Annotated in this window: 17 protein-coding genes; 2 read left to right on the plus strand and 15 right to left on the minus strand. The window is 54.3% G+C overall.

Going from position 1 to position 15,011, the window contains the following annotated elements; all coding sequences use genetic code 11:
- The 15 genes from IVG45_RS03530 to IVG45_RS03600 all read right to left on the minus strand — a co-directional run bounded on the left by IVG45_RS03530 (nucleotide 1) and on the right by IVG45_RS03600 (nucleotide 11,843).
- A complete protein-coding gene (locus IVG45_RS03530) occupies nucleotides 1-1,032 on the minus strand; it encodes a TraU family protein (RefSeq protein WP_196436516.1) in 1,032 nt (343 codons plus the stop codon).
- Nucleotides 1,029-2,225, minus strand: coding sequence for a TrbC family F-type conjugative pilus assembly protein (locus tag IVG45_RS03535; protein ID WP_196436517.1), 1,197 nt, complete (start codon nucleotides 2,223-2,225; stop codon nucleotides 1,029-1,031). Before IVG45_RS03535 ends, IVG45_RS03530 begins: the two co-directional genes overlap by 4 nt.
- Nucleotides 2,212-2,781, minus strand: coding sequence for a signal peptidase I (lepB, locus tag IVG45_RS03540; RefSeq protein ID WP_230874738.1), 570 nt, complete (start codon nucleotides 2,779-2,781; stop codon nucleotides 2,212-2,214). The genes IVG45_RS03535 and lepB overlap by 14 nt, the downstream gene beginning before the upstream one ends.
- The gene (locus IVG45_RS03545; protein WP_196436518.1) at nucleotides 2,753-3,070 is read right to left on the minus strand and encodes a hypothetical protein; all 318 of its coding nucleotides are present in this window, start codon (nucleotides 3,068-3,070) and stop codon (nucleotides 2,753-2,755) included. The genes lepB and IVG45_RS03545 overlap by 29 nt, the downstream gene beginning before the upstream one ends.
- Complete coding sequence (traC, locus tag IVG45_RS03550) at nucleotides 3,060-5,474, minus strand: type IV secretion system protein TraC (RefSeq protein WP_196436519.1); 2,415 nt, start codon at nucleotides 5,472-5,474, stop codon at nucleotides 3,060-3,062. Before traC ends, IVG45_RS03545 begins: the two co-directional genes overlap by 11 nt.
- Complete coding sequence (locus IVG45_RS03555; RefSeq protein ID WP_196436520.1) at nucleotides 5,471-5,728, minus strand: RRXRR domain-containing protein; 258 nt, start codon at nucleotides 5,726-5,728, stop codon at nucleotides 5,471-5,473. The genes traC and IVG45_RS03555 overlap by 4 nt, the downstream gene beginning before the upstream one ends.
- A gap of 12 nt (nucleotides 5,729-5,740) precedes the next feature.
- A complete protein-coding gene (traA, locus tag IVG45_RS03560) occupies nucleotides 5,741-6,040 on the minus strand; it encodes a TraA family conjugative transfer protein (protein ID WP_196436521.1) in 300 nt (99 codons plus the stop codon).
- 129 nt (nucleotides 6,041-6,169) lie between these two features.
- Nucleotides 6,170-6,679, minus strand: a complete 510-nt coding sequence (locus IVG45_RS03565; protein ID WP_196436522.1) for a TraV family lipoprotein — start codon at nucleotides 6,677-6,679, stop codon at nucleotides 6,170-6,172.
- Nucleotides 6,676-7,482, minus strand: a complete 807-nt coding sequence (locus IVG45_RS03570; RefSeq protein WP_196436523.1) for a DsbC family protein — start codon at nucleotides 7,480-7,482, stop codon at nucleotides 6,676-6,678. Before IVG45_RS03570 ends, IVG45_RS03565 begins: the two co-directional genes overlap by 4 nt.
- Nucleotides 7,483-7,508: 26 nt before the next feature.
- Complete coding sequence (locus IVG45_RS03575) at nucleotides 7,509-8,888, minus strand: TraB/VirB10 family protein (RefSeq protein WP_196436524.1); 1,380 nt, start codon at nucleotides 8,886-8,888, stop codon at nucleotides 7,509-7,511.
- Nucleotides 8,888-9,865 carry a TraK domain-containing protein gene (locus IVG45_RS03580; RefSeq protein WP_196436525.1) on the minus strand — a complete coding sequence of 326 codons (978 nt, stop codon included), beginning with the start codon at nucleotides 9,863-9,865 and terminating at the stop codon, nucleotides 8,888-8,890. Before IVG45_RS03580 ends, IVG45_RS03575 begins: the two co-directional genes overlap by 1 nt.
- The gene (locus IVG45_RS03585) at nucleotides 9,862-10,473 is read right to left on the minus strand and encodes a TraE/TraK family type IV conjugative transfer system protein (protein WP_196436526.1); all 612 of its coding nucleotides are present in this window, start codon (nucleotides 10,471-10,473) and stop codon (nucleotides 9,862-9,864) included. The genes IVG45_RS03580 and IVG45_RS03585 overlap by 4 nt, the downstream gene beginning before the upstream one ends.
- Nucleotides 10,470-10,751 (minus strand): type IV conjugative transfer system protein TraL, encoded by a 282-nt coding sequence (gene traL / locus IVG45_RS03590; protein WP_033155943.1) that lies wholly within the window; start codon nucleotides 10,749-10,751, stop codon nucleotides 10,470-10,472. Before traL ends, IVG45_RS03585 begins: the two co-directional genes overlap by 4 nt.
- Nucleotides 10,752-10,943: 192 nt before the next feature.
- A complete protein-coding gene (locus IVG45_RS03595) occupies nucleotides 10,944-11,252 on the minus strand; it encodes an integration host factor subunit beta (RefSeq protein ID WP_196436527.1) in 309 nt (102 codons plus the stop codon).
- A 57-nt stretch (nucleotides 11,253-11,309) separates the two neighbouring features.
- Nucleotides 11,310-11,843, minus strand: a complete 534-nt coding sequence (locus IVG45_RS03600) for a hypothetical protein (RefSeq protein ID WP_196436528.1) — start codon at nucleotides 11,841-11,843, stop codon at nucleotides 11,310-11,312.
- 129 nt (nucleotides 11,844-11,972) lie between these two features.
- Here IVG45_RS03600 and IVG45_RS03605 point away from each other — a divergent pair, with 129 nt between their 5' ends.
- Together IVG45_RS03605 and recD2 are read left to right on the plus strand one after the other, a co-directional pair.
- Nucleotides 11,973-12,602, plus strand: coding sequence for a hypothetical protein (locus tag IVG45_RS03605; RefSeq protein ID WP_196436529.1), 630 nt, complete (start codon nucleotides 11,973-11,975; stop codon nucleotides 12,600-12,602).
- A 6-nt stretch (nucleotides 12,603-12,608) separates the two neighbouring features.
- Nucleotides 12,609-14,804: an SF1B family DNA helicase RecD2 gene (gene recD2 / locus IVG45_RS03610; RefSeq protein WP_196436530.1), complete on the plus strand. Its 2,196-nt coding sequence runs from the start codon at nucleotides 12,609-12,611 to the stop codon at nucleotides 14,802-14,804.
- The last annotated feature ends 207 nt before the right edge of the window (nucleotides 14,805-15,011 follow it).

Below are 15,011 nucleotides of genomic sequence, written 5' to 3' on the forward strand. Positions count from 1 at the left end.
TCATAAACCCACGCAGCAGTCTTGAAAACGCCATAAGATGTATAGATGATCTTCACCTGGCCCTGGATAAGTGCGACCCGCACCCCACTTGAAGGTGGTCTCACCAATGGCGTGATTGGACTCGGTTTCGGCGACCGGATAAAACATCGACAGTCGGTATTGCGACTTGGGGATAAACGGATAGATATAGCCGCCGCATAAAGCATCGTTGCCCGAGGTTTTCCAGGCCAGCCCCCGGCGATGCAACGAGGCCGTGGCACGTGTGGCCAATAAACTGGTAATTCGCGGATCGGTGCCGTAACTGGTCGGCGAAATGCCGGACAAGGGATACATGTGCCCCCAGGCGCCGGCACACCAGAACAAGGTATCCAAGGGATTACCGGTCGCCGCCGCTGCGGCATCGGCAACACAGGCGGAAATGGCCACCGGATTGGCAAACAACGCCGTTTCCGGACTGGTGAAGAATGCCAGCAAGTCACTGTTCCAGGTCGGATCGAGTTCTGAGACATACAACAGATCGAAATCCCGGTAGCCGTCGCTGTTGCAACGGCCATCCCAGAACAAATCCAGCAGAATGGTCAACGGAAACGCGAAATAGTGGTAATTGAAAAATGACATCTCGCTGGCGTCAAAGTCGGCCTTGCCGGTGGTGGCGATCAGACGTACATTCGAAGCACTGAATTTATGGCCGCCTAAAGCCGGCGAGCACCAGGGATTGCGGACGATCTCGATCAGCCGGGCCGGATTCCATAGGCCCATGGTCATGCCCAGTTCCGGAATACCCATCGGATCGGTACAGAAGCAAAACTTTTCATCGGTGGCGATACTGGGTACGTTGCCACCGCCCAGGGATGCTCCAGCCGCCCGAATCGGAAACAGACAGCTCCAGCAAATATCAGTGATCAGTTTGCCGGACCACAATTCGGCGTCCGAGCACAACGGATCGACGCTATTCGTGGTGGTTGCGGCATAAAGCGGGTTTGCCAGCGTTATCAAACCGCCCAAGACACAATGGAAAACGTATCGCTTCATGACCGATCTCCTGTTGAGACCGGCAGTTTTCGTTCATGAACGACTAACTGGTTGCCGGATTGTTCGACGACTGCAGGCACATGCTGTAATTGAAAGCGGCTGCGCACATCTGGCGTCAGTAAATACACCGGTGCCTGTAACGCGGTTTCCAACCGCTGCAAGCTGTCCCACCCGGACTGGCGCGGCAGCGACGTGGCCAAATACATCACGCGAGCCTTTTTGTCCTGGCAGGACTGATGCTGAATCAGCTCGACTTGTGCTGGCACCGTGGCATCGAACACCATCAGGCATAAGCCAAACGGCATCTTGTCCAACGGATTGACGGTTTGTCCGGCTCGGATGATCAGCTGTCCATTGGGGGCCGTCAGATCGCGCGGGGCGGTGATAGTCAGGTCTACGCTCCTGTCTCGATCGGCCTGGGTCGTGGGTAAGTTTTCAAATTTTTGTTGTTCCCAGAATCGAGCGATGGCCTGTTGCTGCTTTTGTTTCCAGTCGATGGCGGCCATCCGGCGTTTGATCTCTTCGAGAAAGTCGATTTCGGCAATCTCGGCAACATCGCCCATAGTTCCCAAATCACCCTGTTTGCCAACCTTAATTTGCTCGTTCAGCCAGGACAAACTGCTCACACCTCGAACGTGTAACCGGGATTTGCCTTCCTGTTCGACGACGATGTCCGGTACTGACGTTACCGACCAGCGTTGAAAACGGGTGGGATCAATGACGATGTTGGGCAATGGCTCGATACCTTTCAGCAAGCGTTTGAGGTCGGCCATCAATGCCGGTAGCTTTTGGCCGGGTTTGGGGCCGCGGAACACCAGCAACACATCATCCCTGCCTGACGCTTCTTCGAAGATGCCTTTCAGCGCCGTATCGCCGAGTGAAAATGAGACGAACAGCAATGTGAGTGGTTTGTTCGAAGAGGTTGTCGGTAGGCCGCTTGCCAATTTTGTGGATCTTGTCGATAGCGCATCTGCGCGAATCGCTTGCGAGGCTTCCAATATTTGTTGCGCCTGATGTTTCATGTCCAGCTGTTCTGCCTGACCGTTCAACCAGTCAGGGCGAGGTTGGCCTTCCAAGGCCTGCAAAATAGCCTGAGAGCGTTCAAGCCAGACGTCTTCTGCCTGAACCGTAACAACACCGAGCCAACAGAACAAACAGACCGCCGATTGACGCCAAGGGTTAAAACAACGCATAGGCCCGTCCAATCACTTGATGATCGTAGACATAGCCCCAGTAACGCGAATCGAAGCTTTTGTCGGTTTGCCCTGTCACCCAATAGGCGGCAGGTGGAATGGTTTCATGGCGTTTGAAAGAGGAGGGGGCTTTGTTCAGTTTTTCCGTGAGTGGCAATCCATCGATAACCCGTTCGCCGTTAATCGCGGTATGCTGCGGATCGACATGAACGGTATCTCCGGTCACGCCGGCGGCGATTTTGACGATAATCTGGCCATCCTTAAAAAAGGGTGCCATGCGCTCGGCGCGGAACGCGATCAAATCGCCGCGCCAGATGTCTTTGTTGTGAGTGTCGATCAGGTACACCCATTTATCCGGCAGGCAGCGATCGACCTGATCGTCGCCGCCAATTAAAAATCGTTGACCGATATAGCGTTCTACGGCTAATACCAGCAATAAAATTGGTATCGCCTTGAGTAAGAAGAGACCTAAGCGCGGACGAGAGGTGGTCGATGATGGCGAATGGGGCCGAGGATTCTTCATAGGCTTAGTGTGCGTCTTGTCGAACATAGACATCCTCCGGGGCAGCCACCACCGCCGTTGAATCGATCACAAGATAGCCCGCATCACTGAGTTTCTTGGCCTGACCCTGCCAGTCATCGACGATCTTGGCCATTTGATCCTGGTTTGCATTGGGTGGAATGCTTTGAATCAATTTGGCGCGATCGAGCACGAACACCGGCGTGACCAGATTCAGGCGCGCCAAGGGCTGTTGTAATTGTTGTTGCGCAGCCAGCCAGCCGCCGATGCCGCCCAGACAGACTGCGATGAAAACGGTGCTGAGCCATTGCGATTTAGGATCCATAGGTAGTCTCCCTGGTTTTGCTGCTGCGGTTGTCGATGAGTTGTTGAATGGCATCACCCAAACTCAAGCCTTGCCGGCGTAACTGCTTCAAGGCGTTGACGTCTTCGGGTTTGGTGGAAAACAGAATGCGTTTGTAAGGATCGACGATCAGTCGGCCGATGCCGGAACCCATCTCGGTGATGAAGAAAATCTCTGAATAGGCGCCAGGTAAGGTATGCACGGTTTTCAGCAGTTCATAGCCACCGTCGGACAACGGCAAGCGACGATCCTGCTTCATGCCTTCGATGACTTCGGCCTTCTGGCCGAGCAAATACATATTGGCCGAATTCTCGACGATGGCCCGGCCCGCAGCATTGCGGTATAAATCGTTCACCGACTGGGTAATCGTCACTGCGGCACCGCCGTATTTCCGAAACCGCCGGTAGCCATGTTCCATAAACTTGGCGACATCGCCTTCGGTGAGCAAATCCCAGGCTTCGTCGATGATCACGATCTTGGGCCGGTTGCGTTCGCCCAGATACATTTCCTGCTGGATTTGATAGATCAGCTGCAGCAACACCACCTGTTGCAGATGTTTGCGACCTTTGAGTTCTTCCAGTTCCAGGACGGTAAAGTCATTGGTGAATTTGGCGTTGTTGCGACCATTGAAGTAGCGACCGTATTCGCCACGGGTAGTAAAGGGAAATAACTGTTCGCCGACATCCTTCAAGCGTTGATCGGTTTCAGCACACAGACATTTTGCAATGTCGTCCACGGACATCGCCTGAGCTTTATCCGTCCAGAGTTGTTTTAAGATCCGCTTGAGACCGGCGGTTTGAAAATCGGTGAGTTTCTCGGTTGGCGCGGCCATCTGGCTGACCAAGCCTGCCAGCATGTCGGCTTCCTCCTCGAAGATCTGTACGATCTCGAACGGGTTCATGCAAATCCCCGAACCGTGGGTGAATTTCACGAAGTCGCCTTCCAGCACTTCACAGAGGTTTTCGTAAGAGCGACCGACATCAATCGCCCAGATTTGTGCGCCTTCGGTCAGATAGCTGACGATGATTTCGTTGGTCAGAAAGGATTTGCCCTTACCGGATTCGGCGGCGATACACAGATTGTAGTTGCCGGTGGTATCGAACAACGACACCGCCATGTGCTCGCCGTTGCGCGAGACGAAATTCAAGGTTGGCGTCCCGGTGCCAGCCCAATCTCCGAACAGCGGTAACAACGGAATCGCATGCCGTGTGGCCAGGGTGCGGTAGCGTTTCAAGTCGGCAATCGCCGAGCGCTCCGGACCGAACGGTAAACAGTTCAGGAAAAACGGCAAGCAGAAATACTTGTCTTCCAAAAGCTGAAAACCCAGCTCCCGGAAATAGACGCGGGCATTGGAGACCGCTGCGGCTTCTTCGGCTTCGTCGCAAAACAGCAGCACGCCGAAATAGGCCCGAATCGGCCGGTCGCCGTCGCGGTAGGCATCGAACAACACGTCGAAATGGTGTTTACGCTGCACCAACACCGGCAAAAACCGGGCGATTGGCGTATTGACCTGGTTGGTGATGAATTGCCGCACGCCTTCCTGACGGGTACGGGTGGATTCGGCATCAGGATAATGCAGGGTCAGACTGAGCAAAGCATTCTGGCGAATCCCGCGGGTACCGGACAAAATGTCGCCCAAGTAACTTTTGGCGCTGCCAAAGTAAAAATGATCGGGTGTGCGTTTGGCGGATAAGGTCTTAACGCGCTTTTGTCCTAGCCAAATGCCTTTTTCGTCGGTCCGAATCGCATTGTCGAAATCCAGCAACTGATCCCGTATCAATTGGGTAGGATCGCACTCAGGTACCACACGGTCTTTCCAGCCGGCATTGGGCTGCCAGTTGAGAATCGTGTTCAGAATACGGACATACTGATCGGCACCCAATAGTTCCGGATACATGCCGATGGTCGACAGCGACTGCTGGGTGGCCATTTGCAATTCGCTGGCTCGACGGATGTCTTGTTCACTGGGTCTGGGATAGGCCATCGGCAGTTTGACCGTGACTAGAATGTGACTGCGCCGCAAGCGTGCTCCCGAAATCGCTTCAGGCGGTTTGGTGGTGCCTTGCCGCAAGAACTCGATACTAGCCTGGGTCATGGTTTTATAGGTCGGTTTTTGCTGTTTCAATCGCCGGGTTTGCATGATGGCTAGCGACTCTTCGATGTCCGGCGAGGTCCACAGTGATACTTGTAATAGCGTGTCGGTCGGCCAGTCCTGGTTCAGCAACACGTTGACCCGCGCGGAGACGCTGGCATCGGCGCCGGTCATCGGCCGGCACAGAAAGCCGAAGCCAATACTGCTATCGGCCATCAGAAACAGATGATGGTCGTATTCGTAGGCCAGTACCGTAAACAACTGGTCAGCCCGTGGGCGTTGCGCTGAGGTCATAGTGCTTTATCCTCTTCATAAAGTTGCTGCAAGGCTTCGGCTGGACATTCAGGATGTAAGCGAATCGTGAAGGGATGCCGGCATACACGAACCGCACGTTTTTTGCGTGATAACTGCCGGGCTCTGGCCGGATGGCAGGGGTTGATTGGCTTGCCATTGGCGGCTTGGACCTTGACGCTGCGCGTGGCCTTCGTCGGTTGGCAAGGGCGGCGGTTGCCCGCCGCAGTCTCGGTATCAATACTTGAACCGGTCATAATGGTCGTAGCCTAAATCGTGGCGGTGACGATGTTGGTGATGATGGTTGGTGCCGCAAACAAACCGACACCACTGGCAATCCCCAGCACAAAGCCCATGATGCTGCCGCGCACGACACCGGCGACCAGGCCGACGATGACGAACACGATGGCGATGATGCGGCCGAGTAAGCCTTCCACCCAGCCGGTCAGCAAGGTCCAGACGGTGTTGAACTCAGTACCGCCGGTACCGGCCATGGCGTCATTGGCCATCAACATAAAAAATAACGATGCCAGAGTGACCAAGACCCCGGTTCGATAGGATGTTTTCATCAAAGATGTCCTCGTTATGGTTAAAAGACGGTTGCCCGTCGAATCTCGGACGGTTAGTCCGGCAGGGTTTAAGCGGTTGCCCGCTCAGTCTCGCAGGGGTGTGGGACCTGCGGTGAAAATGGTTACGGTTCAGGGCAATTGTTTGTCTAATCGATTGACTGGACTCTCGTCTTCAGGGGTATCGACACTGGATCGTTTCTCCGGTGGACGTTGCTCAACTTGCAAAGGAATCAACGACGAACTGGCTGTCGAAGCCGCCTTGCCGACCATCCAGCGCCGGGGTTCCAGTTCGGTGTAGACGTAGTTGGACACCATCAAATCGCCGTCGGCATCTTCCCAAGGGGCGATCCAGATGCGCATGACCTGGGAAGGCGTACGAATCGGCGTGGGATCTTCGATCTTGGGCACGGGTTGTTGTAACGGCGGTGCGATTGCCGGTGATGAGGTTGACTCCGTACTCTGGTTGTTTTCCGGAGGCCCTTCCGTTATTGCCGTATTGGTGACCTGGTAAGCCTGCGTGGTCGACAAGCAACTGGGTTCGTCCGGCATGCCTTGACAGCCGTACTGGGTTGCGCAGCCGGTGACAAACATCCACGTCAAGCTAGAAAGGACTAATGGGAACGGGCAATAACGGTTCATGGCTTTTTCTCCACTTTCGTTGGTTCAGGTGTGGTGGTGCTGGATACGGCCTTTGTTTTGTCGGCCAACCAATCCGCTAACACCTCGGGTGCGCCACTGTGGGTACGGCCGTCCGGGGCGATCAGAAACGGCACACCTTTCAAATCGAACAACTTGGCGGTGACCACGGCTTTTTGCAGCGGCTCTTTGTTGCATTGAGCGGGTGGTTCGGTCGGTAGGCCGGCGTAATCCTGTTTCAACAAGCGGTCGCGCACCGCGTCTTTGGCTTTGGTATCGCTTGTGCCCAACTGACACGCCAGTTGCACGACGAGGTTTTGCGATTCGGGGCCGAGGATGGGGACCATCACCAGTTTGAAGGTGTACTGGTCCTGCAAGGCTTGCAGGTCTTTCATGACCTTGCCGCAGTACGGGCAGCGCGGATCGATGAACACCAGCACTTGGCCTTTGCCGTGGCCGACGGTCACGGCGCCCAGGTCGTCAGCCTTGAGTTTCATCCGCGACAGATCGATACGGTTGGCGATACGATCGATATCCGCCAGTTCCTTGATCGCCTGTTGGGTCCAGATATCCATTAATTGGCCGCCGTAAAAGGCAAAGCGGCCGTTACTGGAAATAAACACGGTTTGCTCGCCGGACTTGACCATCTTCAGGCCCGAGATCGGCAAGTCCTGCATGCCGTCGATCTTGATCGACAACAGGCCGGCGGCAATGTCCGACACCGGCGGTTTGAGTGGGTTGGCGGCGAAGGCCGTTGAAGTGACTAACAGTGATGCCAGCAGTAAACGGGTTTGGCGTAGAGACATAAATCGTTTCCGTGTTTTAGTGAAAATCAGCTTGGGGTTTTCAGCTTCAACGACGTGCCTTTTTGCACGATGAAGTTGACCTGGCGGGTGGCATCGACTTCGATGACTGGGTAAATCTCCTCGGCCATGTCCATGTAAAAGTGCGACAGGCGTTCCATCGCGTAGCCTGCGCCTTTCAAGGCACCGCCTTCCATCGACTGCGAGGAAAAGGCACTTTGGAACGGTGTGGTTCCCGATAGCGCCCCCAGACCGCCAGTCATCAGCACCGGGATCTGGTTGCGGCCGAAGGCGTCGGAAAAGCCGCGCAGGAAACCGGCCATCATGGATTGGGCGAGTAGGGCGCCTTGTTTGGAAACGACGCGACCGCGCACCCCGTTTTTGCCGTCTTCGCCGGTGGCATAGGCATTCATCGGCACTTCGATTACGCCACCGTCCTGGCGTACACAGGAAAAGGTCTCGCCGCGAAAGTAGGCGCGCTCGGCACTCAAGTCACCGAAGCCTGCGGCCAGCAGGAAGCACTCACGCACATCGGCGTGGAAACGGTTGGGCAGAATGGCTTCCTTCTTGATCCGGAACAGTACCGGCATGGGTTCTTTTTTGGCTTTGCGGCCGGTCGGGGCATCGAGACCATTCAGCAATACGCCGGTCAAAATGCTGCCGGCCGGGATGAAGACGTCGCTGTTGGTGTGATCGCGGTTCGAGAGGCTCCGGTCAGAGCTTGGAGCTGCGTCTTTGTCTTTACCGTTGGACTGCTCCGCGCCTTCCCGGATGACACGAATCTGCATCGCCGCCGGCGCTTGGCTATTGGCTCGTCCGCCCGAGACGCCGGAATTGCCTAGTGTCGGTCCGGGAACAGCCGCTTGCTCGAAGACGCGGTTGAGATCGTCCTGGCCGTTGTCGAATGGCGGATTGCTTTGGCGGCGGTTGTAAGGTCTTACCGGCATCATTGGCTCCATGGAAGGTTGACTGGCATCACCAATGTTGCCAGCCACTGTCGGTGTGGAGGCTTTGTTCTTCAGCGACTCGACTTCACCGGTGACGGCTTGCAGTTTGGCTTCATAGGCCTCGCGTTCCGCGCTGGTCCATTGTTTGAAACGGATTTCGTCGGATTGCTGCTCGCGCCTTTGTTGTTCTTCGATGGCAGCCAATCGGCGGGCTTGTTCGTCGTTCTTCTGCAACAGATCGCGCAACTGCGCGGAAATGCCGTCGATGCCCAACGAGCGTGGATCGCTATCGGTCAAGATGTGTTGGATGGTGGCCTGTTTGCTCAGCGGTTTGCTGACTTCCGGGGTTACGGTGGCCAGCGCGATGATAACGGCTAACACCACGGTACCGATGCTGCCGACGGCCAGATTGCGTTTGGCTGCCGGACTCAAGCGTGTCCACCAGGTATCGACGCTGGCCATCAGGGTTGGCCTCCGCCCAGTAATGAAGGACGCAAACTGTTTGACGCTTCAGGCGCTTGTCGGACCACGACATACAACTCGGTGGCTTCCTGGGGTTTCAACACCACGTTGGGCCAGACCGACACAGCGAGCACGTCCTGTTGGGTGGTCGCGCAACTGCGTTCGTCGAACTCGAGCATGTCGCTGCCGGTATTTTTGGCAAGCCCCACCAAAATCAATCGATCCTGGCCTTCCAGAACTTGACCGGTTTTAATCTGCACGCGGTTTTGCAGGCAGCGAATTTGTTCTTGGGGCTTGGGTTCGCGTAGCGAATAACCGGCTGGGGTCTTTTGCAAACCCAAATCCCGAAACAGCGCTTTCAGTTGGATGATGTAGACTTGTTCCTGTTGCCTCGAGGTTCGACTCGTGGCATCGGCGCGTTGCCATTGATTCAGCAGTTGGTAGCTGTCCTTATCCAGATCGAGATGGATTTCCCGGGCCGGAATCCGTTTGGGGATCAGGGTCAGCGACAAGGCGATGTCCTGGTTGTCGCCTGGCGTGATGTATAAGGTCACCGGCGTTTCGTCCGCCGTGGCGACATAAACGATTTTGCCTTTGGTACTGGTAGTCGCTTGACTGGTGGTCGTGACTACCGGATGTTCGAACGGTGTCACCAGACGATTCAAGTGGCCGACGGCAATCGGCATCAGTTCGTTGATGCCGGGTTTGACGGCAATGTGCTGCGGTCCGATGGACGTGACTGACGCTGAGTTTGAGGCTGTCGCTTGCTGTTTGGCCGCTTTCAAGATGCTGGCATCGACCGGCGGTAACTCAATACCAAAATCGGGCTGCGATGGGAAAACCGGCTGTGATGGCGATGCGGGTGACTCTTCGGCCACGGTGGTGACCGGTGGTAACACCGTCACCGGTAAATCATCGCCGGCCCAACTGCCCTGGGTAAAGGTCGCAAGTAGCCAAGGAAAAAAGAGTCGTTTCATGGTTGAGCCTCATGCGGTTGGCCTTGAGTGGCTTTCAATCGTGCCAGGGTTCTGGGGGAATCGGGATAAACGTCGATGTATTCCAGTCGGGGCCGATAGTTTTTGATGGCGATGATGAATTCGTAGGTACGCGGCTTCACGTCCGGTTTGGAACTGGGACCTTGGCTTTTGAGTTCACCGCTGACAAAAACCTTATTGGTCTCTGCTTCGTAATCGACATGACGCGGGGTAAAACTGATCGCGACCCGGTCCATTTTGATGGCCTTGATTTGATCGCTCATGGCATCCAGGACACTGCGATAAATATCCGGCGCCAATAACGGCTCGACGGCGGTTTTAAGAAAGTCGGCATTGGCCGGGGTGGTGTTGCCGAGGAGCTCGGCCAGGAATAAGCCCCAGGACTCTTTGAACTCGCTGGATGCCTGGCTGCGGGTGACTTCGACTTCCTGGGTGAGGGTAGGGGGCACCAGGATGATGCTGCGCTCGGTGCGCCAAGCGGCCAGCGAAGTAATCACGCACACGACGAGTAAGCCAATGATGATGACGCGACTAAACCGATTCTCGGCCTCGTGCCCGTCCCAGGTCTGCAGAAACTCCGACCATCTCATGGCAGGAACCGACGGATGTAGGGATTGGGGATGGTCTGCGCGCGACTGGGCAAAAGACCCAGCCAATACAACGCATGCAAGGTGTAGCCGTCAGGCCGGTTATCGCGGAAACGCCGGTAGAACTTGACCGCGATTAAACCAAGCGCCAAACCGGGAATGAACTGATCGATCAACATGCCGGTTAGCATGCTGACCATGAAGGGCACGATCTCGTCGGCACTCCACAACAGAATGTGGATCGGATCGTCGATCGATTGGGGGATGGCAACGGGTTCCATAATGACCTCCGGTTGGGATGGTCATTATTGTGAAGAGGATTTTCGGCAGGTCGTTTGCGAAAACTCGCTATTTATCGCGCTTTCGCGAGTTGGGCTGTAAAAGATTGAAATTAATCTTCGCTTTGAGCTATCCGCAGCGACCCTAAGATAGTTCCTGCCAATGCGATGCTGAAATCATTGGATAGCTGGAGGCTAGTCCTTAATCAAGGGGAATCGGTCTCTGGAAAGGGACACGCGTTCACGTAAATCCAGTCCTGGTTTGAAGTGAGTGGCGTGCCGTATGGGCAAACTCACTTGTTCGCCTGTCTTGGGGTTGCGTCCCATCCGGGCGGCTCGTTGAATCACCGAGAACCTACCGAAACCACGAATTTCAATACGCTGGCCATGTGCCAAATGATGGGTCATCACATCGATGGTGATGTTGATCGCCATTTCGACGTCGCGTTGCTGTAAATGGGGCAATTTAAGGCTGATGCGTTCGATGAGCTGGGATTTAGTCATTATCGGGTATGCATGAAAGGAATCATTTGTGGCAGTGGGGCGGGTAGGCGCTAGCCATCACAGCGTCGGTAGTGTCTTTCCGCCTTGTTCGATGATCATGGCTTGTTTGAGTAAGTCGCTTGCGGTGGGATATTTATCATAAAGGCTGCCAATGCCACGATAGTAAGCCATCGTATCAAACGGCTCTGAGGCTTGTTTGCGGATCAACTCAGCCAATCTTGACCTGAAATCCGGTGAGACGGTCACCATGCGCAAACCTTTGACAATTTTGGTATTCGGATCCACCAAGACCAGATTAAAGAGCAAGTAAGCATCACCCTCATCGATGGTCTCATCGCCGGCAAGATGAATGGTAAACGCCAAGTCCGACCAATCCAGAAAGCCCTCGATTTTAAACAAAAAGAACAGATGGTTTTGTTCGGCAAATAACGCGAACGAGGCGGCGCCATTGAGAAAGGCTTGGATTTCGCCCGGCGAAACTGAAAAATTAAAAGTCAATAATGGCGCGCCATTAGCCAGAATGATGCTCATGCCTTCTTCCGGCATGTCATGATCGAAGCGCTCGCCCACGCATAATTTTATAAAGTCCATAGATGCTGTTTGGATTAATCGTCCTGGTAGATGTTCTGTCCGCCAACCCAGTATAACGGACTGGATACCGTTCGAACTCGTCTTCTATCCTGGGTGACACCGTGAAGCGAAAAAACGAGGCGGCTTTGTATGTTACCCGATGCATGGCACTATTTTGGCGACATAAAAGCCGGTAATATCGCGGTAAAACCGTTAACGGGGACGTCGGCAATGGACTACACAGCAATTCTTGAAGCGCTCAATAAAGCATCACTGTTTGATTTACATCGATTACAGTCTGCCATTTATCAGGAACTCATCAATCCGGTTCGGGTAGAGCAGATAAAAGCCCAATTGAAAGTCGGCCAATCGATTAGCTATTTCGACCCGCAAGCCAACGGCTTGATCGATGCGGTGATCTTGAAGATTCAAAAGACCCGTTGCTTGGTGAGAAACGTCAAAGACCAGAAAAACTGGAATATCCCATTTTATTACCTCAATCTGGATGACGTTGATACGGCGATTCAACCCAAACCGCATACCACCGGGATTCCCAAAAGTGCATTGCAAGTCGGTACGCAGGTGGGATTCAAGGGCCGGGACAACCATGAATTGTTCGGCGAAGTCATTAGGCTGAACCCCAAAACGGCCACTGTCAAGATCAGTGAGCAGCATACTTGGCTGGTGCCTTATTCACGTTTGTTTCCTGTCATCGATGGCACGTCCTATGACGCGAACCCCACGCAAGCGTCGCTGTTTATCGAACATGACAAGAGTTAGTAACCCATGATGTCACAGGCTGCGCCAGCGCATGCGGACAATCCCGTCGAAAAACTGCACGGTTCCATCGAACGCGTGACGTTTCATAGCGAGGCCTCGGGATTTTGCGTGTTGCGGGTCAAAGTCAAAGGCTATCGGGAACTGATTACCGTGATCGGTTCGGCTGCTAGTGTCACAGCGGGTGAATACATCGAATGCCTGGGTTGTTGGGTGAACGATCGCCAACATGGCCAGCAATTCAAGACCATTTCCTTGAAAATCGTGCCGCCGACCACGTTGGACGGTATCGAAAAATACCTGGGTTCCGGCATGGTCAAAGGTATCGGTCCCCATTTCGCCAAAAAACTGGTCAAAGCCTTCGGTGAGCAGGTGTTCGATGTGATCGAGCAGACACCAGAACGCCTGCTGGAATTGCCGGGTATCGGTAAGAAACGCCAGGAGCGGGTGACCAGCGCCTGGGCGGAACAGAAAGTGATTCGGGAAATCATGGTCTTTCTGCAATCGCATGGTGTCGGCACCTCGCGTTCGATGCGCATTTACAAAACCTACGGCGACCAATCCATCGAGAAAGTGCGCGAAAATCCCTATCGTCTGGCACTGGATATCCACGGTGTCGGTTTTAAAACCGCCGATACTTTGGCACAGAAGCTGGGTATCGGCCCGCAATCTCTATTGCGTGCCCAAGCGGGTGTCCGACATGTATTGCAAGAATGGTCCGGCGAAGGCCACTGTGCCGCGATTCGCAGCAAGCTGTGCGAAATGGCGGCGAAATTATTGGAAATTCCATTATCGATTATCGACCAAGCCATCGCCGCTGAATTGACCGAAGGCAATTTGATTCCCGAAATCGACGGTAGTGACGAATTCATTTTTCTGACGCCCTTGCACCGTGCTGAAATCGGTTGTGCCGCCCACCTGAATCGATTGAATCAAGGCGATGCACCGTGGGGTGTGATTGATGCGGATAAAGCCATACCCTGGGTGGAAGAGCAAACCGGCATGACCTTATCGCAGTCGCAAGCGGCTGCCGTACGATTGGTACTCCAGCATAAAGTCTCGGTGATCACTGGCGGCCCCGGTGTCGGTAAAACCACCCTGGTCAACAGTCTGCTCAAGATTCTCAAAGCCAAACGAGTTCGAATCGGTTTGTGCGCGCCGACGGGGCGAGCGGCAAAACGCTTAGCGGAATCGACCGGCATGGAAGCGAAAACGGTGCATCGCTTACTGGAGTTCGATCCAACGCAGTTCGCGTTCAAGCATAACGACGAAAACCCGCTAGACCTCGATTGCCTGGTGATCGATGAGTCGTCGATGATGGACGTGGTGTTGATGAATCAGCTGTTAAAAGCCATACCGACGGAAGCTGCGGTCTTGATCGTCGGAGATGTCGATCAATTACCCTCGGTCGGTCCAGGATCGGTGTTGGCCGACATTATCGATTCCGGTCAAATTGCCACCGTGCGTCTGACCGAGATCTTCCGTCAGGCCAGTACCTCCAAAATCATTACCAATGCGCACCGGATTAACCAAGGGCAAATGCCTTTGGTGGATAAGACTGAAGGCATCAGCGATTTTTATTGCCTCTACGCCGAAACACCTGAGGAGATTTTCGCTAAATTGATGCAGGTCGTGCTTGAGCGGATTCCGCAGCGATTCCACTTTCATCCGGTCAATGACGTGCAAATTTTGACGCCCATGAATCGGGGTGGCCTGGGCGCACGGTCGTTGAACATCGAATTGCAAGCACGGCTCAATGGGCACAGCGAACCGAAGATTACCCGTTTTGGTAATACCTATGCGCCTGGCGACAAGGTCATTCAGCGGATCAACAACTACGACAAGGAAGTCTTCAACGGCGACATTGGCGTCATCAAATCCATTGATCTTGAGGAAAGCCAGGTCAAGATCTTGTTCGACGATCGTGAAATCGACTACGAATTCAGCGATCTGGACGAAATTACGCTGGCTTATGCCACCAGCGTGCACAAATCGCAAGGCTCGGAATATCCGGTGGTGGTGATTCCGATGGCCATGCAGCACTTTATGCTGCTGGAACGCAATCTGCTATATACCGGCGTCACGCGTGGCAAAAAACTGGTCATCGTGATTGCTCAGCCCAAAGCGTTGGCAATGGCTGTGAAAAATCAGCAATCGCAGCGAAGGATCACTCACTTAGCGGCTAGGCTTAACGAAAATACGTGACTATTGTTGCTCTGCACTCGTTGAGATCGGGTCGGGCTGCATTCAGTGACGACTGGCCTCTTTCAGGAGTCGGATTTCAACGACAGCTTGCGGGCGATGAATTCGAAGATATGACGGTCGCGTCACGACCCAAAACGGCCTGTCGCGCTTCTCCAAACCGGCCAGTCAGTCAAACCCAGATTCTGCAAACTGGAGGGCTACAAAGCA

Source organism: Methylomonas sp. LL1 (genome assembly GCF_015711015.1).
GTDB lineage: Bacteria > Pseudomonadota > Gammaproteobacteria > Methylococcales > Methylomonadaceae > Methylomonas.

Coding starts and splice junctions, on each gene's coding strand:
- IVG45_RS03595 (WP_196436527.1), bottom strand. CDS start 11,252: ATGACTAAATCCCAGCTCATCGAACGCATCAGCCTTAAATTGCCCCAT.
- traA (WP_196436521.1), bottom strand. CDS start 6,040: ATGAAAACATCCTATCGAACCGGGGTCTTGGTCACTCTGGCATCGTTA.
- IVG45_RS03575 (WP_196436524.1), bottom strand. CDS start 8,888: ATGGCCAGCGTCGATACCTGGTGGACACGCTTGAGTCCGGCAGCCAAA.
- lepB (WP_230874738.1), bottom strand. CDS start 2,781: ATGTCTATGTTCGACAAGACGCACACTAAGCCTATGAAGAATCCTCGG.
- IVG45_RS03565 (WP_196436522.1), bottom strand. CDS start 6,679: ATGAACCGTTATTGCCCGTTCCCATTAGTCCTTTCTAGCTTGACGTGG.
- IVG45_RS03605 (WP_196436529.1), top strand. CDS start 11,973: ATGTTACCCGATGCATGGCACTATTTTGGCGACATAAAAGCCGGTAAT.
- recD2 (WP_196436530.1), top strand. CDS start 12,609: ATGATGTCACAGGCTGCGCCAGCGCATGCGGACAATCCCGTCGAAAAA.
- traL (WP_033155943.1), bottom strand. CDS start 10,751: ATGGAACCCGTTGCCATCCCCCAATCGATCGACGATCCGATCCACATT.
- IVG45_RS03580 (WP_196436525.1), bottom strand. CDS start 9,865: ATGAAACGACTCTTTTTTCCTTGGCTACTTGCGACCTTTACCCAGGGC.
- IVG45_RS03530 (WP_196436516.1), bottom strand. CDS start 1,032: ATGAAGCGATACGTTTTCCATTGTGTCTTGGGCGGTTTGATAACGCTG.
- IVG45_RS03585 (WP_196436526.1), bottom strand. CDS start 10,473: ATGAGATGGTCGGAGTTTCTGCAGACCTGGGACGGGCACGAGGCCGAG.
- IVG45_RS03555 (WP_196436520.1), bottom strand. CDS start 5,728: ATGACCGGTTCAAGTATTGATACCGAGACTGCGGCGGGCAACCGCCGC.
- traC (WP_196436519.1), bottom strand. CDS start 5,474: ATGACCTCAGCGCAACGCCCACGGGCTGACCAGTTGTTTACGGTACTG.
- IVG45_RS03535 (WP_196436517.1), bottom strand. CDS start 2,225: ATGCGTTGTTTTAACCCTTGGCGTCAATCGGCGGTCTGTTTGTTCTGT.
- IVG45_RS03600 (WP_196436528.1), bottom strand. CDS start 11,843: ATGGACTTTATAAAATTATGCGTGGGCGAGCGCTTCGATCATGACATG.
- IVG45_RS03570 (WP_196436523.1), bottom strand. CDS start 7,482: ATGTCTCTACGCCAAACCCGTTTACTGCTGGCATCACTGTTAGTCACT.
- IVG45_RS03545 (WP_196436518.1), bottom strand. CDS start 3,070: ATGGATCCTAAATCGCAATGGCTCAGCACCGTTTTCATCGCAGTCTGT.